Source organism: Arthrobacter sp. NPDC057388, assembly GCF_042668165.1.
GTDB lineage: Bacteria > Actinomycetota > Actinomycetes > Actinomycetales > Micrococcaceae > Arthrobacter.
This window is the reverse complement of record NZ_JBHVBL010000014.1, coordinates 78,805-102,602: the sequence shown is the minus strand read 5'-3', so window position 1 is coordinate 102,602 and position 23,798 is coordinate 78,805. Positions and strand designations below refer to the sequence as shown.

The 23,798-nt window shown below is 66.4% G+C and carries 17 protein-coding genes; 10 read left to right on the top strand and 7 right to left on the bottom strand.

The annotated features are described in order from the left end of the window. Positions 1–115 precede the first annotated feature (115 nt). Entirely contained in the window at positions 116–1,012 is an 897-nt protein-coding gene (locus tag ACFUTU_RS09405) for a neutral zinc metallopeptidase (RefSeq protein WP_377963472.1), read from the bottom strand. Positions 1,013–1,072: 60 nt separating this feature from the next. On the opposite strand from ACFUTU_RS09405, the gene ACFUTU_RS09400 reads away from it, so the two are divergent. Together ACFUTU_RS09400 and ACFUTU_RS09395 are read left to right on the top strand one after the other, a co-directional pair. After that, a complete protein-coding gene (locus tag ACFUTU_RS09400) occupies positions 1,073–2,479 on the top strand; it encodes a class I adenylate-forming enzyme family protein (RefSeq protein ID WP_377963470.1) in 1,407 nt (468 codons plus the stop codon). A gap of 1 nt (position 2,480) precedes the next feature. Further along, positions 2,481–3,716 carry a thiolase family protein gene (locus ACFUTU_RS09395; RefSeq protein WP_377963490.1) on the top strand — a complete coding sequence of 412 codons (1,236 nt, stop codon included), beginning with the start codon at positions 2,481–2,483 and terminating at the stop codon, positions 3,714–3,716. A gap of 226 nt (positions 3,717–3,942) precedes the next feature. Here the strand turns inward: ACFUTU_RS09395 and ACFUTU_RS09390 are convergent, their stop codons facing one another. Continuing rightward, positions 3,943–4,581, bottom strand: a complete 639-nt coding sequence (locus tag ACFUTU_RS09390; protein ID WP_377963468.1) for a hypothetical protein — start codon at positions 4,579–4,581, stop codon at positions 3,943–3,945. 73 nt (positions 4,582–4,654) lie between these two features. Between ACFUTU_RS09390 and ACFUTU_RS09385 the strand changes: the two genes are divergently transcribed. Beyond that, a complete protein-coding gene (locus ACFUTU_RS09385) occupies positions 4,655–5,611 on the top strand; it encodes an alpha/beta fold hydrolase (RefSeq protein ID WP_377963466.1) in 957 nt (318 codons plus the stop codon). Between the two features lie 81 nt (positions 5,612–5,692). Continuing rightward, positions 5,693–5,998, top strand: a complete 306-nt coding sequence (locus ACFUTU_RS09380) for a hypothetical protein (protein ID WP_377963464.1) — start codon at positions 5,693–5,695, stop codon at positions 5,996–5,998. A 29-nt stretch (positions 5,999–6,027) separates the two neighbouring features. Here ACFUTU_RS09380 and ACFUTU_RS09375 read toward each other — a convergent pair whose 3' ends face one another. Continuing rightward, the gene (locus ACFUTU_RS09375) at positions 6,028–7,278 is read right to left on the bottom strand and encodes an Nramp family divalent metal transporter (RefSeq protein ID WP_377963462.1); all 1,251 of its coding nucleotides are present in this window, start codon (positions 7,276–7,278) and stop codon (positions 6,028–6,030) included. A 501-nt stretch (positions 7,279–7,779) separates the two neighbouring features. Between ACFUTU_RS09375 and ACFUTU_RS09370 the strand changes: the two genes are divergently transcribed. Next, entirely contained in the window at positions 7,780–13,323 is a 5,544-nt protein-coding gene (locus tag ACFUTU_RS09370; protein WP_377963460.1) for a peroxidase family protein, read from the top strand. Between the two features lie 250 nt (positions 13,324–13,573). Next, positions 13,574–14,521 (top strand): patatin-like phospholipase family protein, encoded by a 948-nt coding sequence (locus ACFUTU_RS09365; protein WP_377963458.1) that lies wholly within the window; start codon positions 13,574–13,576, stop codon positions 14,519–14,521. A 17-nt stretch (positions 14,522–14,538) separates the two neighbouring features. Here the strand turns inward: ACFUTU_RS09365 and ACFUTU_RS09360 are convergent, their stop codons facing one another. Next, the gene (locus ACFUTU_RS09360; protein WP_377963456.1) at positions 14,539–14,778 is read right to left on the bottom strand and encodes a hypothetical protein; all 240 of its coding nucleotides are present in this window, start codon (positions 14,776–14,778) and stop codon (positions 14,539–14,541) included. A gap of 331 nt (positions 14,779–15,109) precedes the next feature. On the opposite strand from ACFUTU_RS09360, the gene ACFUTU_RS09355 reads away from it, so the two are divergent. Then, positions 15,110–17,602 (top strand): PEP/pyruvate-binding domain-containing protein, encoded by a 2,493-nt coding sequence (locus ACFUTU_RS09355; RefSeq protein WP_377963454.1) that lies wholly within the window; start codon positions 15,110–15,112, stop codon positions 17,600–17,602. 41 nt (positions 17,603–17,643) lie between these two features. Here the strand turns inward: ACFUTU_RS09355 and ACFUTU_RS09350 are convergent, their stop codons facing one another. Beyond that, entirely contained in the window at positions 17,644–18,054 is a 411-nt protein-coding gene (locus tag ACFUTU_RS09350; protein WP_377963452.1) for a DM13 domain-containing protein, read from the bottom strand. Positions 18,055–18,758: 704 nt separating this feature from the next. Here ACFUTU_RS09350 and ACFUTU_RS09345 point away from each other — a divergent pair. Beyond that, complete coding sequence (locus tag ACFUTU_RS09345) at positions 18,759–19,814, top strand: DNA polymerase IV (protein ID WP_377963488.1); 1,056 nt, start codon at positions 18,759–18,761, stop codon at positions 19,812–19,814. Positions 19,815–19,859: 45 nt separating this feature from the next. Beyond that, entirely contained in the window at positions 19,860–20,201 is a 342-nt protein-coding gene (locus ACFUTU_RS09340; RefSeq protein ID WP_377963450.1) for a YciI family protein, read from the top strand. 23 nt (positions 20,202–20,224) lie between these two features. Here ACFUTU_RS09340 and ACFUTU_RS09335 read toward each other — a convergent pair whose 3' ends face one another. Next, entirely contained in the window at positions 20,225–20,788 is a 564-nt protein-coding gene (locus ACFUTU_RS09335) for a DinB family protein (protein WP_377963448.1), read from the bottom strand. A gap of 1,024 nt (positions 20,789–21,812) precedes the next feature. After that, positions 21,813–22,250, bottom strand: coding sequence for a VOC family protein (locus ACFUTU_RS09330; protein WP_377963446.1), 438 nt, complete (start codon positions 22,248–22,250; stop codon positions 21,813–21,815). 172 nt (positions 22,251–22,422) lie between these two features. On the opposite strand from ACFUTU_RS09330, the gene ACFUTU_RS09325 reads away from it, so the two are divergent. Next, entirely contained in the window at positions 22,423–23,346 is a 924-nt protein-coding gene (locus tag ACFUTU_RS09325; protein ID WP_377963444.1) for a pseudouridine-5'-phosphate glycosidase, read from the top strand. The last annotated feature ends 452 nt before the right edge of the window (positions 23,347–23,798 follow it).

Below are 23,798 nucleotides of genomic sequence, written 5' to 3'. Positions count from 1 at the left end.
CAGTCCCAGCGAAGGTGACCGGCCGTCGTCGTTCCCCACAACCCACTCATCCGCTGCTCCGAAACCGCCCTATTGACGGGGCAAAAGGACGTTTACGGAGCAGTGGACGGGGTTGTTAGAGCGTCGTGGCGTTGAACGTGTCGCACTGGTTGATGTCGCCGGTCCTGTAGCCCTGGTAGAACCACTTCTGCCGCTGGGCGCTGGAGCCGTGCGTCCAACCCTCGGGCGAGACGCGTCCGGTGGCGGCTTTCTGGATCCGGTCGTCGCCGACGGCGGAGGCCGCCGAAAGCGCATCGTTCAGGTCCTGCTGCTTGAGCGGTTCAAGGAAGGGCTTGCCTGTCTTCGGGTCCTTCTGTGTAGTGGCGTAACGGGTCCAGAGGCCGGCATAACAGTCCGCCTGCAGCTCGACGCGGACGGCGCCGGATTCCGCACCCTGCGGATCCTTCTGTGCCTCGTCCAGATCGCCCAGCACGTTCTGCACATGGTGGCCGAATTCGTGGGCCACCACGTACTCCTGGGCCAGCGGGCCGCCCGATGAACCGAACCGGGTCACGAGGTCCTGGAAGAACCCGGGATCGAAGTAGGCGGTGGTATCAGCCGGGCAGTAGAAGGGGCCCACTTCCGACGAGGCCGTGCCGCAGCCGGTGCGTGTGGCGCCCTCGAACAGCACGGCCTTCGGCCGCGGATACTTCACGCTGTAGTCAGCCAGGTACGCCGGCCAGAACGCGTTGAGGCTGTTCACGGTCCCGGCAATCCGGCAGTCGAGGTCCCTGTCTGCGTCGCTGCCGAGCTTGCACTGTGTGAGGGGCGTTCCCGTGCTCTGGGCAGGCTGTTCCTGGCCCGTGCCCAGGAGTCCGCCCAGGAGCTGCGGGTTGATGCCGAACAGGGCCGCGAGGAGCAGGACAACGCCGCCGCCGATGCCACCGCCGATCTTAGTGCCGCGGCCCAATCCGCCGCCGCGCCGGTCTTCCACCTGTGATGGGTCCAGTTCGACCCCGTCATTGAAGCTCATGTTGTCACAATAGCCGCCGACGCAGGCCAGTGGCGGGTTCGGCCCGGTAAAGTTGATCCGATGCCTTTTCTCAACAACCTCCAGCGTTGGGCCGATGAACGCCCCGACGACACCGCCGTCGTCGTGGCCGGAAAACGGCTCAGCTGGGCCGAACTGCGCGACGCCGCACAGGCGGCGGCAGGCAGCGGCACCGCCCCGGTCACAGTTCTCGCCCAGCCCAATTCCACCCGGTTCGCAGTCGACTTCGCCGCGGCAGTGGCGGGCGACCGCGAGTGTGCGGTCCTGGACCCCACCTGGCCCGAAGCGCTGCAGGATGAGATCGTCCGGCGACTCGGCGGCCGGGTCGACCCGGTGCCGGGCAGCGCGGGCCCGGAACTCATGGACGGGGACCCGGCGGCGTCATTCCTCATCGGCCTGACCTCCGGCACCACCTCGGTGCCCAAGGCGTTCACCCGCTCGCGCCGGTCGTGGCAGCAGTCCTTCGACGCGTCCATGGAATTTTTCCGGCTTGGGCAGGACGACAAGACCCTGGCACCCGGCCCGCTGGCCGCGAGCCTCAACCTGTACGCCCTGGCCGAGTGCCTCTACGCCGGTTCCGAGTTCCACACGCTGGAGTCGTTCGACGTCGGGGACGTCCACGCTGCGATCGCCCATGACGGCATCACCCGGCTGGTCCTGGTGCCCACCATGCTGCGGCTGCTCAGTGAACGCGGGCTGCTGGGCTGCGTGGACGCGTCCGGCGTCCGGACCATCATCTGCGCGGGCTCGAAGCTGGACGCCCGCACGCTGGAGGCGGCACGGCGCTGGGCCCCGCATGCCACCATTTTTGAGTACTACGGCGCGTCCGAGCTGAGTTTCGTCTCCGGCGCCGGTCTGCCGGCGGGGGCGCCGTTCGCCGCCGGGAGCACCGCCATCGGCAGGCCGTTCCCGGGCGTCGAGGTGCGGATCCTGGATGATTCCGGCGCGGAGCTTCCCGACGGGACTCCAGGCAACATCAGCGTCCAGAGCGGCATGGTCAGCAATGGTTACCTTTGGGGCGACGACGGCCAGGCACTGCGTTGCTTCGACGGCTGGTTCACTGTGGGCGACCAGGGTTACCTGTCCGACGGCGTGCTCCACATCCTCGGCCGGCGGGCCGACATGATCATCACCGCGGGAAAGAACGTCTACCCGCATGAGGTCGAGCTGGCACTGTCCTCCGTCCCCGGCGTCGCCTCGGCCATTGCGGCCGGCATGGACGACGACCTCCGCGGCCAGCGCGTGGTGGCCGGCATTGTTCCTTCGCACGGGGGAGTCACGGCCACCCAGCTCAAGACAGGTCTGGAGGATGTCCTGGCCAAGGACAAGCGGCCGCTGCAGTACTATGCCCTCGATGAGCTGCCAGTGACTGACCGCGGAAAGGTCAGCCGGCGCCTGCTCCTTGACTGGATCGCTGCCCGGGACAGCCGGGTCCGGCACCTTGTCTAGCGTGCCGGCCACCCCGGGACCCGGCAGCTCGGGAACCGGCAGCACGCAGTCCGGACTGCCTGACGACCGGCAGCCGGTGATCATCGCAGCGCTGCGCACACCCGTCTGCCGGGCGAACGGCGCGCTGAAGCACCTGCGCTCCCACGAGATCCTGTCCCCGGTCCTCACCGCGCTGCTCGCTAAAACCGGCGTGGAGCCGGCTGAGGTGGCCGACGTCGTGATCGGCAACGCGGTCGGTGCCGGCGGCAACGTCGCGCGCCTCGCGGCACTCGAGGCCGGCCTGCCCGTCACAGTCCCCGGCCTCACTGTCGACCGGCAGTGCGGCTCCGGCCTGGACGCCGTTGTCCTCGCCTCGCGGCTCGTCGCGGCCGGCGGCGGCACCTACCTTGCGGGCGGGGTGGAGAGCATCAGCACCGCGCCGCTGCGCGCGCACCGGAACGACGGCGGCGAACCCGCCTTTTTCAGCCGCGCCCAGTTCGCGCCTAAGCACCACGGTGATCCGGACATGGGGGTCGCCGCCGAGAATGTTGCACGGGAGTACGGCGTCACCCGTGAAAGGCAGGACGAGTTCGCGCTGCGCAGCCACCGCCGGGCTGTCGCTGCGCAGGCCAACGGAACGTTCACCCGGGAAACGGTTGCGCTGCCCGCCGCCCCCGGGGCGGCCCAGACGGCCATAACCGCCGACGACGGACCCCGAGCAAAACTCGGCGCACCACTGATGGCGCGGTTCCCGGCAGCATTCGTGCAGGGCGGAACCGTCACCGCCGGAAACTCATGCTTCGACGCGGACGGTGCGGCCGCCGTCGTCATCACCTCCCTGGCCAGAGCGCGGGAACTGGGCGCGGGCGACGGCCTGGCCGTTATTGGCACCGAGACGGCGGGGGTGGACCCGAAGCTGCTGGGCATCGGGGCCGCGGCGGCCGCCGCAAGGCTGCTGGCTGGGCAGTCGGTGGCTGCTGCGGATGTGGACCTGGTGGAATTCAACGAGGCGTTCGCGTCGCAGACTCTCGCCTGCCTCGACCACCTGGGAATTGACCCCCTTCGCGCCAACGCCGACGGCGGCGCCCTGGCCATCGGCCACGCCTACGGGGCATCAGGCGCCGTGCTGGTCACCCGGCTGCTGGCACAGGCTCGGCGGGAACCGGGGGACGCAGAACGGGGAAAGCTGGCCCTGGCCATGATCAGCATCGCGGGCGGCATGGGCACCGCGGCCTTGTTCCGCCACATCCGGCTGTAGTCCGGTGGCCGGGGCCGCCGCGGCCTCAGCCGGCCTCCATGACTTCCTTCAGCTTGCCCAGCTGGGCGACCCTTCCAGTAACGCCCCATCAGATCCTGCAGGTTTTCCAGCGACGCGTCATCAGATCCTGCAGGTTTTCGAGCGACGCGTCATCAGTTCCTGCGGGCTTTCGAGCGACGCCCCATCAGATCCTGTCGCTCGGGGCGAAACGCTCCCGCACCTCCTGTTAGCCCGTGACCCATGAACGAGCTGCAATAACCACCGCGAGAATTGAGACCGCGCCAGCAGCGATCACCGGCCTGTTCCACGTTGACGTGACTGTCGCCGGGCTGTCGGCGGCCCTCCCGGAGCGGGCCTGCAGCCAGGCCGCCACGATGTCGTCCCGTCCAGTTTTCGCCTCGGTCTGGCTGATCCGTTCGTTGCCGGGAAGGGCGCTGTGGGGCTGACTCTTCAAATCGCTGAGGTGCTGGAACCCGGCTCCAAATGCGGACGGCGGAGACGGCGCACCCCAGCTGACGTACTTCTTGCCGGCTGCCCGGATGGCAGTGGTGTACTGGACCTCGATGTCCTCAATCGCTCCGAAGGGTATCCGGTGGTCGCGCAAGCCGTTGATCACCTCAAATCCGTCCCCGCCAACACGCAGGCACGGCCGCCACAAGGCCGCGTAGGCGAACCACGACAAGAGGAGCAGCCATGGCGCTGCGCCGCCTGCGGCTTTGCCGGCTCCGGCAGCAAGGAGCCACGTGACCGTTCCGGCAGCGAACAGCCACAGGACTGCGGCAAGCGGGCGAGCCGATCCCGTCCGGTACGTAGCGGCCCGCGGCGGCTCCGTCACTTTTCCGGCGCTGTCGCCCTCCAGCCTCATCCGTTCCCCCATCCCCATACGGCGCTTGCACTGACCCTACCCGCGCCCAGGCCGATCTCGTACTGTTTGTTGGATGACAGGGGAGAGCGCCGGAACGGTTAAAGCCGGTGGGGCGGAAATCTACTGGGAGACGTCGGGGAATCCGGCCGGGGTTCCCGTGCTGTACCTCCACGGCGGCCCCGGCGCCGGCCTGGGTCGCGGATACCGGAGCCGCCTCGATGCTTCGAAGTTCCTGACGGTCGGCCTGGATCAGCGCGGCTGCGGGAGGAGCAAACCCACTGTTCAGGACGATCTGGGCTCCCTGTCTGGCAACAACACCCAGGCCCTGATCGAGGATATCGAGGCCGTTCGCCGGCACCTCGGAATTGCGAAGTGGATCGTCACGGGCACGTCCTGGGGCAGCACTTTGGCCCTGGCCTATGCCCTGCAGCACCTAGACCGGGTGCTTGGGCTCGCCCTGATGGCGGTGGGAACGACGAGCCGCGAAGAGGTTGAGTGGATCACGGAGGGCGTCGGGCGGATCTTCCCGGAAGCGTGGGAGGAGTTCTCGAAGGCCGCCGGGCGCAGACCGGGGGAGCGGGTGGTGGATGCATATGCCCGGCGCCTCGCCGGCACTGACCGGGACGATGCCGAAACCGCAGCCCTGGCATGGGACCGGTGGGAATCGACGCACGTCTCGCTGGATCCGCTCTGGCAGCCCGGCCCGATGTTCGACGACGATCGCGAGCGGATGACCATCGCCATCCTCGTCACCCACTACTGGTCCCGTGACGCCTTCCTCCCGGACGGACAGGCCATCATGGAAAGAATCCATCAACTCAACGGGGTTCCCGGCTATCTCATTCACGGTCGGAAAGACGTAAGTGGGCCGGTCGTCACGCCTTGGATGCTTCATCAGCGCTGGGAAGGAAGCCGGCTCACCGTCATCGAGAACGAAGGGCATGGCGGGCCGCAGTGCTGGGCCGCGTTTGTCGGCGCGGTCGAAGAAATCGCAACCGGGCTGTCCCGGATGGACGGTCAGGAGGCGTAACAGAAGTGGGCAACGTGATTTAGGCTTTAGCCCACAGCGCGCGTCCGCCTGTCGCGGGCTGAATAAAGAGAGGCAGAGCCGATGCAGCCGGACCTTGGCCAGCGCGCCGCGAACGAGCACGCCGACGTCGCACAGTCCCTTCTCTCCGCCGCGGAGCAAGCACTTTCAGGTGCTGATGTGGACGCCGAACTGCAGATTAGGCTGGCCCAGGCGCATGCAACTCTTGCCCTCGCGTTTGAGACCCGGGCCGCGGCCTACGACACCCGCACTGCCGCGTATGTTGCCTATCTGGCGACACTCAAGTCGGGTGCCCGCCCGGACAGGGATCAGCATGCGGCCATCGTTGCGAAGCTTGTCCGCGACCGGCTGGGCTTCGAAGCCGAGTAGAAGCGGGCGGAACTGCGGTAAGGCCGCCGTCAGGACACTCCGAGCACGGTGAGGACGATGAGAACGCAGTTCAGGCCGACGATAAGCGTGGCGCTGGTCCAGCCGGCAACCCGCAGCGGCGTTGAGTCAGTGTGGATTCCCATGATTTCGCGCTTGCCCGTGAGCCGGATCAGCGGAATCAACGCGAACGGGATGCCGAAGCTGAGGAGCACCTGGCTGAGGACCAGGGCCAGTGTCGGTTCGATGCCGGCGCCAAGAATCACCAGCGCCGGAATCAGGGTGATGACCCGCCGCGTCAGCAGGGGGACGCGGACCTTGAGCAGGCCGCCCATAATGGTGGCGCCGGCGTAGCAGCCGACGGACGTGGACGCCAGGCCTGAGGCAAGCAGCCCGATGGCGAACACGACGCCGATCGCCGGGCCCAGTGCCGAGGTCACGGCTGCGTGGGCGCCGGCGATGGTATCGGTCCCTTCCACGCCGCGCAGGCTGGAGGCCGCCAGCAGCAGCATGGCGATGTTGACGACGCCCGCCAGCAGCAGGGCACCGACGACGTCGAAGCGCGTGGCCTTGATCAGGCGGGTCCGGACGGCGGGGTTCTCCGAGAAGCCATGACGGTCGCGGGCGAGTGCGGAGTGCAGGTAGATGGCGTGCGGCATCACGGTGGCACCGAGCATGCTGGCAGCCAGCAGGATGGTGTCCGTTCCTTCAAAGCGCGGAACGAGGCCCGAGAGGGCACTGCCGGCGTCCGGCGGATTGACGAACAGGCCGGACACGAACCCGACGGCAATCACACCGAGCAGGGTCAGAATGGCGACTTCGAACGATTTCTGGCTCCGGTTCGACTGCAGCGACAGCAGCAGCATGGAGGCGAGACCGATGATGATTCCACCGGCGAGCAGAGGAAGCCCGAACAGCAGGTTCAGGGCGACGGCCCCGCCGATCACCTCGGCCATGTCGGTGGCTCCGGCCACGATTTCCGCCTGCGCCCAGTAGGCCCGGCGCCGCCGGGTCCCCAGGCGCTTGCCGAGAATCTCGGGCAGGCTCATGCCGGTGGCCAGGCCCAGTTTGGCGGACTGGTACTGGATGAGCACGGCCATGGCATTGGCGGCCACGAGGACCCAGACCAGGAGGTAGCCGTAGCTGGCTCCGGCCGTCAGGTTTGCCGCGACGTTCCCCGGGTCGACGTAGGCGATGGCCGCCACGAACGCCGGACCCAGCAACAGCAGGCGCGACCAGACCCGTGCGGGTGCGGTGCGTTCTGAAAGGGTCGAAACAGCCATCATCCATCCTCGTCATTGGGGGTACCGATAAGACGAGGATAGCGGAAATTTAGGCATACCGAAAAGTAGCGATTAGGGATGCAGATGGATGCTGGATTTGGTCAGTGACATTCCTTCCTTTGGAGGGGACAGGAGAGTGCCCCGCCCACCCTCGTCAGGGCGGTGCGGGGCCTTCCTAGCGGCAGTTGCACCTATCGGTTTGGCAACTGGGGACAAGGTAATCCGGCAATTCTTCGGACAGGCTTGTTAGCGGCTGGGAATTGCCTGAAAACGGCGGAAGACGGCTGTCGACCGGGTCTACCCCCTGATCTGGGGGAGGACGCCGGCGCCGCGAGGGTGGCTTGCCTTTGACAACACCGGTCACACACGGTTGTGCCGGTGCAAACCGCATCCCTGTTGGCCAAAACGACCCAAGGTTTCCGCAAGGCACCCTCCGCAATCTTGCACCGTCCAATGCAACGTTCAACCAGACGTTCCATCAACAAGTGAGGCAGGTGCGTTATGAAAGCGTTCCACCCAATCAGAACCAGCGGAGGTGATCCGACGGCGTCACGGGGAGCGCCACGGAGGCCGAAGCACCCGCGCGGGAGCCGGCGGCGCCTGTTCGGCGGCCCCAACCGCGTCGTCGCGGCGGGTGTGGCCCTGTCCCTGGTGGCGGCTATCGGCCAGTCAGCCACCATCGCGGCCCAGGCGGTGACCGCCCCGGTGGGCGAAGGCTTCACCGTCACGGCCTCGGACCTCGCCTTCATCCTCAAGCAGATCAAGATCGCCGAAGCCCACGTGGCCAACACAACGTCAGCCACCGGCCCCTGCGGCGCCCTCATCGGTACGGGCCCCAACCAGATCCCGGACGCATTGACGTCCTACGGGCTCCGTACCGTCGACGGATCCTGCAACAATCTACTGGCCGGCCGCGAAACCTACGGCGCAGCTGATCAAAAGTTCCCCCGCTACACCGCCCCGGTCTTCAACGATGCAGACCCGGTGCCCGCCGGTTTTGGTCCCGCCGGCCCCACCTCTTACAAGCAGACGAGCGGGAACGTTTTCGACAGCAAGCCACGCGACATCAGCAACCTGATCGTGGACCAGACCTCCACCAACCCTGCCGCCGTGGCTGCCGCCGGATTCCCGGTCCGCACGCAGGGCAACGTCGGTGTCCACCCCTGCACCACCGACCCGGATCCGCTGGCAGATCCTCCCGTCACCGGTGTTCCGGATGGCTGCGTCCCGTCGCACAACACGCTCTTCATCCCGAACGTGACCACCGACGTCGGCCTTTCGCCGCCCTACAACTCGATGTTCACGCTGTTCGGACAGTTCTTCGACCACGGCGTGGACCAGACCGTCAAGAGCGGCGGCAACGTGTTCGTGCCGCTGCGCGCTGACGACCCGCTGGTAGCGGGCAAGGACCACGTCTTCGGCAACGCGGACGATCTGCCCGCCAGCCAGCGCTTCATGGTGCTGACCCGTGCCCAGAACCAGCCGGGACCCGACGGCGTCCTCGGCACCGAAGACGACGTCCACGAAGCCTCCAACACCGATTCCCCGTATGTGGACCAGTCCCAGACCTACACGTCCCATCCGTCCCACCAGGTCTTCCTCCGCCAGTATGTCAACGACCCCGACGGTAAACCGGTCTCCACCGGCAAGCTGCTTGGCGGCAAGGCAGGCACCAGCGCCGAGAAGGGCATGGCCAACTGGGCCGACGTCAAGGAACAGGCCAAGACCATGCTCGGCATCCAGCTGCTGGACAAGGACGTCCTGAACGTGCCGCAGCTCGCCGTCGACCCCTACGGCAAGTTCATCCCCGGTCCCGCACGCGGCCTCCCGCAGTTCGTGACCGCCACCGGCCTCGTCGAGGCAAACCCGGCCGATGACGAGGGCCGCGGTACCCTGGTGCCGGCCAATGTCCGGTACTTCGACACCCCGTTCCTGACCGACATTGCGCACAATGCGGACCCGTCCCCGCAGGACACGGACCACAACCCGGGCACCCCGCCGGTCACGCCCAAGCCTGACACGGACACTGTCGCCTCCGCTGACTTCGCCAGCCAGGCCCCCGGCACCTACGACGACGAGATGCTGAACGCGCACTTCATCGCCGGCGACGGCCGCGTCAACGAGAACATCGGCCTCACCACCATCCACCAGATTTTCCACTCCGAGCACGACCGGCTCGTGGACGACTTCAAGAACACCCTGACCCACGACACGTCGGCCACCGGCACCGCCGCCCTGGCCGAGTGGAAGCTGGCTGGCGGCGCTGACGGCTGGAACGGCGAACGCCTCTTCCAGGCCGCCCGATTCGTCACCGAGATGGAGTACCAGCACCTCGTCTTTGAGGAGTTCGCCCGCAAGGTCCAGCCGGCCATCCAGCCGTTCCACGTCTACCACACGGACGTCAACGGTGCGATCCACGCCGAGTTTGCGCACGCGGTGTACCGGTTCGGCCACTCGATGCTGACCGAGACCATCGCCCGTAAAAACCTGGACGGAACGGACAACTCGATCCCGCTGCTGAACGGCTTCCTGAACCCGCCGTCGTTTACCGACGACGGGCACGGCCACCAGCTGACGTCCGAGCAGGCGGCGGGCGCCGTCGTCATGGGCATGAGCGACCAGACGGGCAACGAACTCGATGAGTTCGTCACGGACACCCTCCGCAACAACCTGCTGGGCCTGCCGCTGGACCTCGCAACGATCAACATGACCCGTGCGCGTGAAGCCGGCGTACCGCCGCTGAACGAGGTACGCCGCCAGCTCCACGACGAGACCGGCGACGGCCAGCTTGCCCCGTACACCAGCTGGGCGGACTACGGGCAGAACATCAAGCACCCCGAGTCGCTGATCAACTTCGTGGCCGCCTACGGCACCTACCCGTCCATCGTGAACGCCACCACCCTGGCGGACAAGCGGGCAGCCGCCAAGGCCATCGTGGATCCGGGCATCGGCGCAACACCTCCTACGGCCGACATGATCGACTTCATGAACAGCTCTGGCGCGTGGGCCAATCAGGAAAGCGGCCTGAACAAGGTTGACCTGTGGGTCGGCGGCCTCGCCGAGAAGACAAACCTCTTCGGCGGCCTCCTCGGCAGCACGTTCAACTACGTCTTTGAAAACCAGCTGACGGACCTCCAGAACGGCGACCGGCTCTACTACCTGGCCCGCACGCCCGGCATGAACCTGCGCACGCAGCTCGAGGGCAACAGCTTCTCCGAAATGATCATGCGCAACACCGACGGCGTGAACACGCTGAAGGCGGATGTGTTCGCGACGGCGGACTGCAAGTTCCAGCTGGGCAGCCTCGCCGGCACGCCGGACGGCTACACCGCGTCAGGTCCGACGGTCGCAGATGACCTCACGACCACCGACTGCAACGAGAACGCACTGCTCCTGCGGAAGCCCGACGGCACCATCCAGTACATGGAAAAGAACACCGTCGATCCCTCCGGCATCAACGGCCAGTCCGTGTACAACGGCACTGACGGCGTGGACCGGGTCACCGGCGGCAACGACAACGACACGTTCTGGGGCAACGCCGGAAACGACGTCATTGAAGGCCAGGGCGGCGATGACGTGGCCCTCGGCGGCGACGGCAACGACCGGATCACGGACCTGTCCGGAGCCGACGTGCTCAAGGGCGGCCCCGGCAATGACTACACCAATGCCGGCATCGGCGATGACATCATGATGGGCGGAGACGGCCAGGACTTCATGAACGGCGGCGCCAACGACAACGAGACATTCGCCGGGCCGGGCAACGACTTCGTCCGGGCCGGCGACGGTGCCGATGCGGTGTTCGGCGACGGCGGGGACGACTGGATCCAGGGCGGCTCGGGCCAGGACCTGCTCCAGGGTGACCACGGCGCACCGTTCTTCGACGACCCGGCGCAGACCAGGCCGGGCAACGACATCATGGTCGGCCAGGTCGGCGAGAACGACTACGACGCCGAGGGCGGCGACGACCTCATGGCATCCAACGCCGCCATCGACCGGTTCGCCGGTGCTGCCGGGTTCGACTGGGCAATCCACCAGTACGACACCGTGGGCGCCAAGGATGACATGAAGATCAACCAGAACCTGGGCGGGCTGCCGCTGCAGATTGTGGTCAACCGCGACCGCTGGCAGGAGACGGAAGCCAACTCCGGGTCCGCGTTCGACGACGTGATCAAGGGCGACGACCGCGCACCCAGCACAGTGGGCGGCGCCGGCTTCAGCGGCTGCGACGTCCTCGACCAGGCAGGCATCGACAGGATCGCCGGCCTGGGGGACATCCTCCCGGCGCCAACCACTCCGCTGGATCCCATCGCAGCAGCGTCAGCCATGGGAGCCTGTCCGCTCGAGGGCCCGGTCTGGGGCGAGGGCAACATCCTGCTCGGTGGCCTCGGCAGTGACAAGCTCGAAGGCCGCGGCGCCAACGACGTCCTCGACGGCGACCGGTACGTCAAGGTCCGGATCAGCGTCCGCAGCAACCCGGCCGACGCGACGACCGAGATCGGCAGCACCGACCTCATGGAGCACACGTACCAGACGGGCAACCCGCACACCCTGGAGGCCGACGTCGCCGCCGGCGTCATCGACCCCGGCAACCTGGTGGCCGTCCGTGAAGTGATCAACCCGACGCCGGCGCAGACTGCCGGCACCGTTGACACCGCAGTGTTCTCCGGCCCCGCGGCCAACTACACCGTCACCACCACGGGCGGCGACGGCACCCTCGGCTCACCCGGTTCGACGACGACGGTCACCGACAACGTCGGTGCCGACGGAACCGATACGCTGCGGAACATCGAGGCCCTTGCCTTCGCCGACACGGTCGTCACCAACGCACCTGTCATCGGCGTCGCAACACCGGGCAACGCCCGGGCCACGGTCAACTGGACCGCCCCAACCATCGGTGTCGCCAGCAGCTTCAACGTGAAGACGCTCGATGTGACGACGAACCCGGCCGGCGTGCAGGTGGGCGACCTGCTCACCGCACCGGGTACCGACACCAGCCTCGTCGTGACGGGCCTGACCAACGGCAGCAAGTACGTGTTCCAGGTGTCGGCAACGAACGCCCAGGGCACCAGCCCGTTCTCGGCAGCCTCCAACGTAGTGGTTCCGGCGGCAACTGTCGAACCCGTCGAACCGCCGGCGGCCACGGTACCCGGCGCTCCCACCGGCGTAACCGCAGTGGCGGGTAACGCGGCGGCAACGCTCGCATGGACGGCGCCGGCCTCCGACGGCGGTGCACAGGTCACCGGCTACGAGGTGCGGACGTTCATCGGCACGGCAACCACACCGGTAAGGACCCTGGCGGTCGGAACCGGCACGGGCGCCGTCGTGGATGGACTTATCAACGCCACCGGCTACACGTTCGACGTGGCAGCAGTCAACGCGGCCGGCACCGGAGCGCGGTCGGCCCGGACGGCAGTCACCACGCCGCGCACGGAGTTCGTCGCCCCAAGAATTACGGCACGGACCCCTGTGGCGGGAGCAAAGTCCGTCAGCCAGGCGAACAACCTGACGGTCACCTTCAGTGAGTCGGTAGCCAACGTCAACAACCGGACGGTGGTGCTGCGGCTCGGCACCACCGTGGTTCCGGCCACGGTGAGCTACAACAACACGACACGGACGGCGACGCTGAACCCGGGCTCAAACCTTCTGGCTGACCGGACCTACAGCGTGGCGGTCTCCTCCGTCCGTGACGCGGCCGGAAACACAATGCCGCTCGCCTCCTGGCAGTTCACTACAGGGCCGGCCCCCACGCTGGCAGCGGTGAGCCCGGGGATTTCGGCACGGGGAGTGTCCCGGACGGCCAACGTGACGGCCCGCTTCAGCGAACCGATCACCGGCACCAGCACACGGACCGTGGTGCTGCGGCTCGGCACTATGGCCGTCCCCGCGGCGGTGGGCTACAACACCGCCACCCGGACGGTGACGCTGAACCCGTCGGTGACATTGGCGGCGAACCGGACATACACGGTGTCGATCTCGTCGCTACGTGACCTGGCCGGCAACCCGTTCGTCCCGCGGAGCTGGACGTTCACCACCGGAACAAGGTAATCCGGAACAACCACTGAGCAGTAACAAAGGAAGCGGGGGCCGCCAGCAGGCGGTCCCCGCTTCCTTGTCCTGTCAGCATTGCGCACGCGACTGCTGTGTGCGATTATTCCGGTGATCGTGATCAGGCCGCAGGAGGTGAGACCCATGAACGCAGTATCCGTAATGGGCGCTCCCCGCAGTCCACGATCGCGCGGCTAAAGCAGCCGCCACCGGGAGCGCCGCAGCAGGCAATTCGCGAAAGGCGACTCCCATGAACGCAACTTCTTCTTCAGCTCCCCGCTCCACTTCGACTCCGGCAGTTGCGGGCGAACGGGCGCTGGTCCTCGGCGGCGGTGGATCGACAGGCAACGCGTGGCTGATCGGCGTCATCGCCGGCCTGTTCGATGCCGGCTTGGATGTGACCGGGGCAGATCTGGTCATCGGCACGTCGGCCGGATCGACGGCCGCGGCCCAGATAAGCGGCGCAAGCCCCACCGAACTGTTTTCCGCCATACTCGCCGCGGCGGCGCGGCAGCCCATCCATCCGGCCGGAACAGCCGGCTCCGCAGGCCCCGACGGGCCCGGCCGGGCCAGGCCGGCCTCGGAACACTTGGAGAGAACGGGCAGGATCATCGCTGCCGCCGGAGACGCGGCTGACATGCGCCGCAGAATGGGCGCGGCGGCACTCGACATGGCGGCGGCGTCGGACGGTTCCGGGCAGGCGAGGTGGCGTGCGACAGTGAGCTCCCGCCTGCCCAGCCAGCGCTGGCCGCAGCAAAGGGTGCTCCTCACCGCGGTGGATGCCCGCACCGGTGAACCCGTGGTGTTCCACCGCCACAGCGGAATTCACCTGGCGGACGCCGTTGCCGCCAGCTGTGCCAGTGGGTTCGCCTACCGGATCGGAGAGAACAGCTACATCGACGGCGGCTACCGGCGCAACGAGAATGCCGATCTGGCAGCCGGATACCAGCGGGTGCTGGTGCTCTCACCATTCAGCGGGAGAACCCGGATGCCCTTGGCCTGGGGCATGCAGCTTGCAGCGCAGGTGGAAGAGCTGCGCACGGGGGGCAGCACGGTCCAGACGATCTTCCCGGACAGCGGCTCCGAGCACATGTTCGGGGCCAACGCGATGGATGCGTCGCTGCGTCCGGCCGCTGCCCGGGCAGGGTACAGCCAAGGCAGCGCCCTGGCAGGGCAGCTCACAAAGTTCTGGGGCTGAGGCTCTTCAGCATGGAATCACGTGTGTCTGCCGGCGGATACCCCGGCGGCCTTGCACTTGGCCCTGATGAAGGACTGCTCCGCCTCCGAAAGCTGGAGTTCGCCGTGCTGGTCCTGGGTGACATGGCCGCCCGACACCTGATGAACCACGTTCGCCACGGTCCGCGGAAGAATTACGCAACCGGGATTCTCAACGAGCCACTTCTTTGTGGCCTCATCAAGCTCATTCCACCACTCAACAATCGGCCGTTGGCCCATGAGGTGCTCCTCGGATTTGAGACCCTACCTAAATCGACAGCAGCTACCGGAATAACCCCCGCCGGCGCCACAAAACGTGCAATATCGCCCCACACACAGCCCAGATACTGGAATTCACGAATCTCTAAATTGGTAATCAGTAAAGAGTTTGATCCCGATGCCCGCGGGGGGTCAAGAGCCGGGCGTAACCTCGCGCAACCCGGCGGCACAGGGCCATTCTGCGGGCCTAAACCTGTTCAGGCGAAGTGGCAGTGGAGTATTTTTTACACGCCCGGGCGGATGTGCGATGAACCGTCACCAGCTCCGCTGACCCCGGCCTTGAGGAGTCTGCATGACACACAGGACAATCCGTCCGCTTGGCGATTTTGGCAGGGCGGATCTTGCGTCGGCCGGCGGCAAGGGCGCCGCCTTGGGGGAACTGGTGCGGCAGGGTTTTCCGGTCCCACCGGGTTTCATCATCAGCACAGACGCCTACCGCCTGCTCCTCGCCGGGACGCGGCTCGGGGACGCACTGGCAGGGAGAAATGAAAGGGCGGCCGACGGCGGCGCCCTCCGTGAGCTGTTCGCCTCCTTTGGTATGCCCCAGGCTCTGCAAACAGAAATAGCCGAGGCCTATGCGGCCCTGGGAGGGGGAGCCGTGGCGGTCCGGTCCAGCGCCACGGCCGAAGACCTGCCCGGGGCGGCGTTCGCCGGCCAGCAGGACACGTTCCTCAACGTCGTCGGTGAGGAGGCCGTGGCCAAGGCTGTTGTTGACTGCTGGGCCTCCCTCTGGACTGACAGGGCCATCGCCTACCGCCAGCGGCAGGGGATCGACCCGCACGAGGTGGCGCTCGCCGTCGTCGTCCAAAAGATGGTGCCGGCCGACGCCGCAGGCGTCCTGTTCACGGCGAACCCGGTCACGGGTGAGCGCAGCGAGATCGTCGTGGACGCCAGCCCGGGGCTGGGGGAGGCCGTGGTCTCGGGGAGGGTGACCCCCGAACACTACGTGCTGGACCGCAGTGGTACGCTCCGCAGCGTCATGCCCGGAAGCCGGGAGGTGGTGATCATCCCGGACGGCGCCGGTGGGACGCGGGAGCACGCCGGCAGGCGCAGCTCGGAGCCTTCCCTGACCGCGGACCAGCTGCGGGAGCTCGCCGGTTTGGGCCGCAGGGCGCAGGATCACTTTGGCCGGCCGCAGGACATGGAATGGGCGCTGGCCGGGGGCCGGATCCACGTGCTGCAGTCGCGGCCCATGACGGCGCTGCCGCCGCAGCCGTTGCGGCTCAATCTGGTTCAGCGGCGGGTGGCGCCGTTTTTCATCGAAATGTTCCAGACGCGGCCCTACCCGCTGGACGTGTCCGGGTGGATGAGGCAGGGGATCCTGGCCATGCTGCAGCGGATGGGCGGAAGCGTGGGCGTGCGGTTCCCCTCAGTCGAGGAACTGCTGCCCGAGGAGGACGGCGTGGTGCTGCAGCTGGTTCCCCCGTCGCCGCGGCCGACAGTCCGCGTCCTGGCTGCACCGTTCAGCCTTGCCCGCCGCGCGAAGCAGTTCAAAGTGGCCAACTGGAAGAACGATCCCAGGTTCATCGCCTTCCTGGAACAGGTGGACCGGGTGAACGAACGTGACCCGGAAGCCTTGCGCTGGCCGGAGGTTGTGGGCCTTGCCCGGGAGTGCTTCGCCACGATGCGGGGGATCACAGATCTGCGGATCTCCTACATGCCCGGCATATTCCTGCCCCTGCTCAAGCTGCGACTGATGCTCCTGTTTCTGGGCAGGCCGGGGCTCGCGCCTGCCCTGATCGCGGGTACGGAAACCAGGACAAACCAGGCGAACCGGTCCCTGGAGCAGCTGGCCGCGTTGGTCCGTGCGGATCCGCGGCTCGCCGGCGCGTTTGCAGCATCGGAAGGGGCGGGCTTGCTGCAGCTCGTCGGGAACCCTGAGCATGCAGCCTTCCGCGAAGCGTTCCATGAGTTCCTGCGCGAGTATGGCAACCGTGAGACCGTCAGCGTGGTGCTAAGCAGTTCACCCACGTGGTCTGATGCCCCGGAGGTGGTGCTGGGGCTGGTCAAGGCGCTCCTTGGCCAGCCCCTGGCCACGGCCAACCAAACCGGCGCGGCGCTTGCGGAGCTGACCCGCCACCCGTTCCTCCGCTTCGGTCCCGTGCGGCGGCGGGCGCTGGCCGCCGTCCATGCCGCCAAGGCCGGGATCGCGTTCCGCGAGGACAGCCACTTCTACGCCACCAAGGTCATCCCGCCCATGCGCAGCGCGTACCGTGAGCTCGGCCGCCGCCTCGCCGCCGCCGGTGTCATCGATGATCCCCAGGATGTGTACCACCTCCGGTTCGAGGAACTGGAGGCAATAACGGACGACGGCGGTGCGCTGCCGGCATCAGTCCTGCGGCATTACCGGCCGCTGGTGCTGGCCAGGGCGGCCAGGCGCCGCGAACTCGAGGGGGTTCCGCTGCTGGACGCGGCGCTGCTGTTCAAGGACCGCCGCCGCGCAGCGGGTGTGCTGGTTTCCGGCACGCCGGCGAGCCGCGGCCGCGCGGAGGGTCCGGTCCGGATCATCAGGGGACCGGAGGAGTTTGGGCTGCTGCGCAGCGGCGACATCCTTGTTTGTCCCTACACCAACCCCTCCTGGACGCCGCTGTTCCAGCGCGCGGCCGCCGTCGTCGTCGATATGGGCGGGCTCGGCTCCCATGCGGCGATTGTGGCGCGGGAATACGGCATCCCGGCCGTCATGGGAACCGGTACTGCAACGCGGATACTTGCCGAAGGCCAGCCAGTCATTGTGGATGGCAGCGCGGGGACGGTGAGGGCTTCCGGCACCGCGGCTGGCGAGTGAGTACTGCTGAGTGACCGGACGTGGGAAAGAGGATTTTGGAATCAGTAGCGGCTGACCAGGTTGGCGGTGCCGTAGGCACGCCGGGTCCGGGAACTGTACTGATAGATCGTGACGCTTCGGATCTCCGGCAGGCCCTTCCACACCGGGGTCAGATCGTAGGACTGGTCACCACGGCGTGCCTTTAGCGGCGCCACAATATACGTCTGTGTGGAACTGAGTCCTTTTTCGCCCGCCGTATTGGAGCCCAGCCTGCCTGGATTGAGGTGCACGTACAGGTTGCCGCCTGCACCCGTGGAAAAGTTCTCCAGGTTCAGCTCCACCTTGGTGGGGGTGACATTGAGGACTGCCCTGCCCTGTGTGGTTGCCGCCTGCGATATGAACTCGCCCTCGAACACCTCCGTCCAATGGCCCGGCGCTGCTGTAGCGGGGGAGGAAGTGGTGGGCCGGCTCACCGGAGCCTCCACGTTGGTACATGCTGACAGTGCGATTGCCACCAGAAACGGTGACACGGACAACCGGAGCGATCTCATGTTTCCCCAAAGAACCGAACAGCGGCGTTTTCCGCCCGGTTGGGCGCTCCGCCGTCCTCCCAGTAAACCACGGCGGCGTTTTCGCGGCTTCGCTGGCCGGCCTGTTGTACTTTCGTTGGATTATCCCGTGGTGCTGACAGCGCCCGAGGCGTAGTCTTGGGCATCCGGCGGCCCCGTACAGCCGCCCTTGGTGCCGAGACAAGCCGGAGGAGCATGCATGGGTACGCCGACTTCGCCAGAGTCCGACCGTGCAAACGCCCTATTTGCCGGCCACAGAATCCTGCGGCAGGCTTTCTCTTTTGCCGCGGCGATCGTCCTGTCTGCCGCGATAGTCGTGGCGGCCGTCTCCGCTGGGCACGCCATGATGCTCACGGAGTGGTTGGATTCGAGGCATGCGCCCGGGGACCCGTATTATCAGGAAACGTACGGTATCCGGAATGACTCCTTCGCCAGCTTTCTGCTAGCAGCTGCCATCATCCTCCTGTGGATTCTCGTCTGGGCCATCTGGCATCGGAAGGCTAGGCGCGGTGACGCCCTTACGGGCCGTCGCTGAAGCCTGTCCTTTGGAACCCGGTGCCTGGCAGGAGTGTTTAGGCCAGACTGGTGGCGTGAGCGGAATCCGGTGGGTGCTGCACGTCGATCTCGACCAGTTCATCGCGGCGGTCGAGGTGCTTCGGCGGCCGGAGCTGGCGGGCAAGCCGGTCATTGTCGGCGGCCGGGGTGACCCCAGGGAACGGGCAGTGGTGGCCACCGCGTCCTATGAAGCCAGGGCGTTCGGCGTGGGTTCCGGAATGCCCCTGCGGATTGCGGCCCGCAAGGTGCCCGACGCGGTGATCCTGCCCGTCGACCAGGAGGCTTATCTGGAGGCCTCTGAGACGGTGATGGCCACCCTGCGCGCCCAGCCCGGCGCCACCGTGCAGGTGCTGGGCTGGGATGAAGCCTTTGTAGGCACTGAGACCGAGGACCCGGAAGCGTACGCCAGGCAGGTGCAGGCCGCTGTTTTGGAGCGGACGCAGCTGCATTGCAGCGTGGGCATCGGCGACACGCTGGTGCGGGCCAAGGTCGCCACCGGATTCGGCAAGCCGGCCGGTGTCTTCCGTCTCACGGCCGGGAACTGGCTCGACGTTATGGGCAGCCGGCCCACAAGGGAACTGTGGGGCGTCGGGGCCAAGGTGTCGGGCCGGCTGGCCAAACTCGGCATCAACACAGTCGCCGAGCTCGCCGCATGCGACCCCCAGGACCTGGTCCCGGAGTTCGGCCCCAAGATGGGTCCCTGGTATGCGTCGCTCGGACGCGGGGACGGCGCCAGCGTTGTGGATGACACCCCGTGGGTTGCCCGCGGGCACAGCCGGGAAACCACCTTCCAGCACGACCTGACCGAGCCCGCCCAGGTGGACGACGCCGTGCGGGAGCTGGCGGCGCGCGTCCTTGCGGACGTCGTGGCCGAAGGGCGGCCGGTGATCGGGCTGACCCTCAAGGTTCGGTATGCGCCGTTTCTCACCAGGACCCACGCGCGGAAGATTCCCGAGACGTATGACCGGGACGAAATCCTCGCGCGGGCTTTGGACCTTGCAGGCGGAATCGAGGCAGGCCGGCCAATACGGCTGCTGGGCCTGCGGGCCGAAATGACCATGCCCGACGACGCCCGGCAGGGACACACGCCGACGCGCGGTGGCTGGTAACGGAGCTGACTGTGATGCCCGTGCTCTGAAGGAGGAAGTAACACGATGACCAAGTACCTGATCTCGTTTCCCAGTGCCGCGATGGACGTCCCTCCCGGCGGCCTGGAGGCCGTTTCTGAGACGTCGCACGCGGTCGTTCAGGAGGCGAAGGACGCGGGCGTCTGGGTCTTCGGCGGCGGGATCGACGAGAGCATTCCGCCTGTCATGGTCAGCGGCGACGGAAGCGTGAGTCAGGGGACATACCCTCAGACGGCGCAGATCGAAGGCGGCTACTCGGTCCTGGACTTGCCCTCGTACGATGCCGCCCTGGAGTGGGCGGCGAAGTTCGCAACCGCCTGCCGTTGCGCTCAGGAGGTGCGTGCATTCCACTACGATCCCGACAGCTGACTGTGCAGGCAGCAGGGGGCAGTTCAACCCGGCGGGTCCTGGCCGACCAGACCGTCCAACGACTCACGGATGAGGTCGGCATGGCCGTTGTGGCGGGCGTATTCCTCGATCATGTTGAGCAGGATGTAGCGCAGACTGGGAAGTTCGATGCTGGGGTTTGAGGCAACCGTGCCCTGGCGTCCGGGCCCGCCGTCCATCAGTGCCTCCGCGAAGAGGGCGCGGGAGCGGGTTACCGCGTCGCGCCACCTTTCATAAAGTTGTGCGGGCGAGTCCTCGCTGGCCGAGTTCAAGTCCCAGTCGGGGTCAGCGTCCCAGTCCACGGCGTTCCAAGGCGGGAGTTGCCTGCGGCCATGCAGCCACTCTGTGGACATGTCGTCCTCGAAACGGGCCAGGTGCTTGAGCAGGCCGCCCAGTGTCAGAGCGGAAGGACCGAGGGTCGCCCGCAGGCCGGCAGCGTCCAGCCCTTTGGTCTTCCAGGCGAATGTCGCCCGCTGCCGCTCCAGAAATCCCAACAGGGTAGCGGTCTCGTCACCGGCCAGCGGCGGTTCGGGATTTGTTTGGTCGGGCTGGCCCGCCAGATCGTTCAACGGTTGCCTCCTAGGGATCACGGGACAATTCACTGGGTACTCCGGCGCGTAGTCGACAATCCGCGTCACCCCATGATGCTCGCCCGAAGCGACTGGCGCTATGCCTCGCCCTCGGACTGCGGCTGTGGGCGCGGCGCCCGGATGCGGACGCGCTCGCCGTACGGGTCGCCCGTTGGTTCCTGGCCCTGCGGAATAAGCCTCCAGGCGCATCTGTTTTTGCTCCTCGACGGCGGCCGCCGCCTCTTCCCGTGTGGGCACGCCGGTGGAATCCATGATGCTGAGCATGCTTCCCAGCGCGCCGGACGAGGCTCGTCCTGCCGGCGGCCTGTAGGAACCCAGCGCCCGGACACCGAGGAACACTGCGACGACGACGGCAACCAGAAGCCCCACAGACCACCAATCCATGTGGCCAGCTTAAGCCCTGGGGCTGGTGGCTGGAGTGGAGTGCCCGTCGAGACAGGAAGGGCCGCTGGGCATCTCCTAGTGGAGCGGCCGATATCTATTCGCGTCTGTCGGTCTCGGTTGAGTTTCAACAAGCCGCGGTGAGTAGTGGTGGCTCCAAACTCCGCGTAGCTTCAACGTATGGGGAAAGTTTTCCCGCAGGCTCAGGCGGGGCTGCTGGTGATTCTGCTTGCGACGGGGTGCAGCATCCTTCCCGGCGGTGGCGCCGAAACGTGCGTCGACTGGGTCTGGTTTAAAACCCCTCAGGAACAGTACGACCAGTCTGGCCTCGTGCTCATCGGCAAGTCTGCGGCTGAGGTCGGTGAAACCAGCATCTACGGATACAGGGCCACGACCCACCTGGTCGACGTCGAACGTGTGCTCAAAGGTGAGCCGGCAGATGGCCCGCTCCGCATCTCCTCCACTCCCGAGACATGTACTGGCGGCGACTCATACCCGCACGGTGATCCACTTGGGACTGACGAGCGATCCATCATTTTTGCGAACCAGCAGGACGGCGCGTGGTTCACTTTGACTCCTGCGCAAGGTGTTTTGCCCTTCAAGCAGGGGAAAGAGCTTCCCTTCAGGCCTTCTTCAGCTCCTGGGCGAACATCACGATGATGCCGCTGGGACCGCGGACGTAAGTCAGCTTGTAGATATCCTCGTAGGTCGCCACGCCGCGCAGCGGATGGCAGCCGTGTTTAGCAGCGATTTCCAAGGCTTTGTCGATGTCATCGACGGAGAACGCGACGCGGTGCATGCCAATCTCATTGGGCCGGGTGGGCTCAGTCTCGATCGCGTCGGGATGAATGTACTCGAACAGTTCGAGCTGACCGTGGCCGTCCGGGGTTCTGAGCATGGCAATCTTCGCGTGGTTGCCATCGAGGCCGACGGCGGTGTCGGTCCAGTCGCCACGCACCGTGTCGCGGCCCACAACGGTAAGACCGAGATCGGTGAAGAAGGAGATCGTGGCTTCGAGGTCGCGGACGGCGATGCCGACGTTCTCAAGTCTGATGGTCATGGGGTGCACGCTACCGAGCCGTGGGCCGTAGGTCCAGAGGCCCCAGAGCGGCCAAGGTCGGCCACGAAGGGCATACGCGGGAACGCGAGGCATTGATTCTTGTTGTTGGTCCTCACGTGCGGGAACCTTGGTGAGTCACGCATCAAAATCACTCTCTACGGGGAGACCAACCATGTCATCCGCCCGCACCAGCGCTGCGATCCATGTCTCAGCGGAAGTGACGGCAGCTGTTGCTGAAGGACGCGCCGTCGTCGCTTTGGAATCGACCATTTTCACTCACGGCCTGCCACGGCCCCGGAATCTCGAGGTTGCGCTGGGAGCCGAGGAATGCCTCCGCGGTCAGGGTGTGCTTCCTGCAACGATCGGCGTCTTCGCCGGCGTTCCCACGGTGGGGCTCAGCGTTGAACAGATCACCGCCCTCGCCAATGGCGGGGCCGTCAAGAAAGTCAGCCTCCGCGATCTTCCCGTGGCTGCTGCCCTTCACCTCCATGGCGGCACCACCGTTGCCGCGACGGCTTTCCTGGCACACCACGCCGGCGTCAAAGTGTTCTCAACCGGCGGCCTGGGCGGAGTGCACCACGGTGCGGCAACATCCTTCGATGAATCTGCCGATATGACCACCCTGGCTACTACACCCATCATCGTCGTCAGCGCCGGTGTGAAGTCCATCCTGGACGTCGCCGCGACGCTTGAAAGGTTCGAAACACTGAACATCCCGGTCGTCGGCTATAAGACGAATAAGTACCCCGGATTTTACGTTTCCGACTCCGGGTTTGAGGTCGAATACTCGGTCAACAGTCCCGATGAAGTTGCAGCAATCTGCAGGGCACGCGATGACCTGCACATCGCATCGGCCATCCTTCTGGCAAACCCGGTGGCAGAGGACAAGCAGTTCCCTCCGGCCGAGCTCGATGACATCCTCGCCCGGGCATGGGCGGAGGCAGAGAAGAACGGGATCAGCGGCAAGGCCACCACACCGTTCCTTCTGGACTTCATTCAGAAAGCCACGAACGGCCGCAGCCTCAATGTAAATGTCGATGTGTACCGCGGCAACGTGTCCCTGGGCGGCGAAGTAGCGACCGCCCTGACGCGCTAACCCGGCATCCGCGTGCCGTCTGTTCTTTCCCCAAGAAATCTTCGTCCTGAAACGGACACCTGGTCATGGCAGAAACGGAACATGCGACTGGTCCGACTGGAGCCAGTTCCTTTCATTCAGTGCTTGTTTATCCAGTGGGCTGGTCCCATGATCAACATGTGGACAAAGGGGAGCGAAGTAGCTTGCCGGGGAGCACATGACTAGGGGCGTAGCAAACATGGGCTGTCAGTTTCTTCGTTCAGGACTCGTTCTTTCCGCTGTCGTTTTGACCGGGCTCAGCACCCCGTCGAGCACCGCACAGCCAGCAATTTTCGCTCAGTCGCAACCTCTGGCCGCTTCTCAAAGATCCACTGCTGTTGCCGCCCTGCCCGCCGTTCAGGACCCAATTCCGGACCCGGGTATCAGCCGCCCCACGAAGTCGCCCAGTGGACCGCCAGCAAAGTTGCCGGATT

What these genes read in the sequence shown, in the direction of transcription:
- ACFUTU_RS09360 (WP_377963456.1), bottom strand. Translation starts at nt 14,778, where the DNA reads ATGGGCCAACGGCCGATTGTTGAGTGGTGGAATGAGCTTGATGAGGCC.
- ACFUTU_RS09325 (WP_377963444.1), top strand. Translation starts at nt 22,423, where the DNA reads ATGTCATCCGCCCGCACCAGCGCTGCGATCCATGTCTCAGCGGAAGTG.
- ACFUTU_RS09365 (WP_377963458.1), top strand. Translation starts at nt 13,574, where the DNA reads ATGAACGCAACTTCTTCTTCAGCTCCCCGCTCCACTTCGACTCCGGCA.
- ACFUTU_RS09385 (WP_377963466.1), top strand. Translation starts at nt 4,655, where the DNA reads ATGACAGGGGAGAGCGCCGGAACGGTTAAAGCCGGTGGGGCGGAAATC.
- ACFUTU_RS09400 (WP_377963470.1), top strand. Translation starts at nt 1,073, where the DNA reads ATGCCTTTTCTCAACAACCTCCAGCGTTGGGCCGATGAACGCCCCGAC.
- ACFUTU_RS09405 (WP_377963472.1), bottom strand. Translation starts at nt 1,012, where the DNA reads ATGAGCTTCAATGACGGGGTCGAACTGGACCCATCACAGGTGGAAGAC.
- ACFUTU_RS09355 (WP_377963454.1), top strand. Translation starts at nt 15,110, where the DNA reads ATGACACACAGGACAATCCGTCCGCTTGGCGATTTTGGCAGGGCGGAT.
- ACFUTU_RS09370 (WP_377963460.1), top strand. Translation starts at nt 7,780, where the DNA reads ATGAAAGCGTTCCACCCAATCAGAACCAGCGGAGGTGATCCGACGGCG.
- ACFUTU_RS09340 (WP_377963450.1), top strand. Translation starts at nt 19,860, where the DNA reads ATGACCAAGTACCTGATCTCGTTTCCCAGTGCCGCGATGGACGTCCCT.
- ACFUTU_RS09390 (WP_377963468.1), bottom strand. Translation starts at nt 4,581, where the DNA reads ATGAGGCTGGAGGGCGACAGCGCCGGAAAAGTGACGGAGCCGCCGCGG.
- ACFUTU_RS09330 (WP_377963446.1), bottom strand. Translation starts at nt 22,250, where the DNA reads ATGACCATCAGACTTGAGAACGTCGGCATCGCCGTCCGCGACCTCGAA.
- ACFUTU_RS09380 (WP_377963464.1), top strand. Translation starts at nt 5,693, where the DNA reads ATGCAGCCGGACCTTGGCCAGCGCGCCGCGAACGAGCACGCCGACGTC.
- ACFUTU_RS09375 (WP_377963462.1), bottom strand. Translation starts at nt 7,278, where the DNA reads ATGGCTGTTTCGACCCTTTCAGAACGCACCGCACCCGCACGGGTCTGG.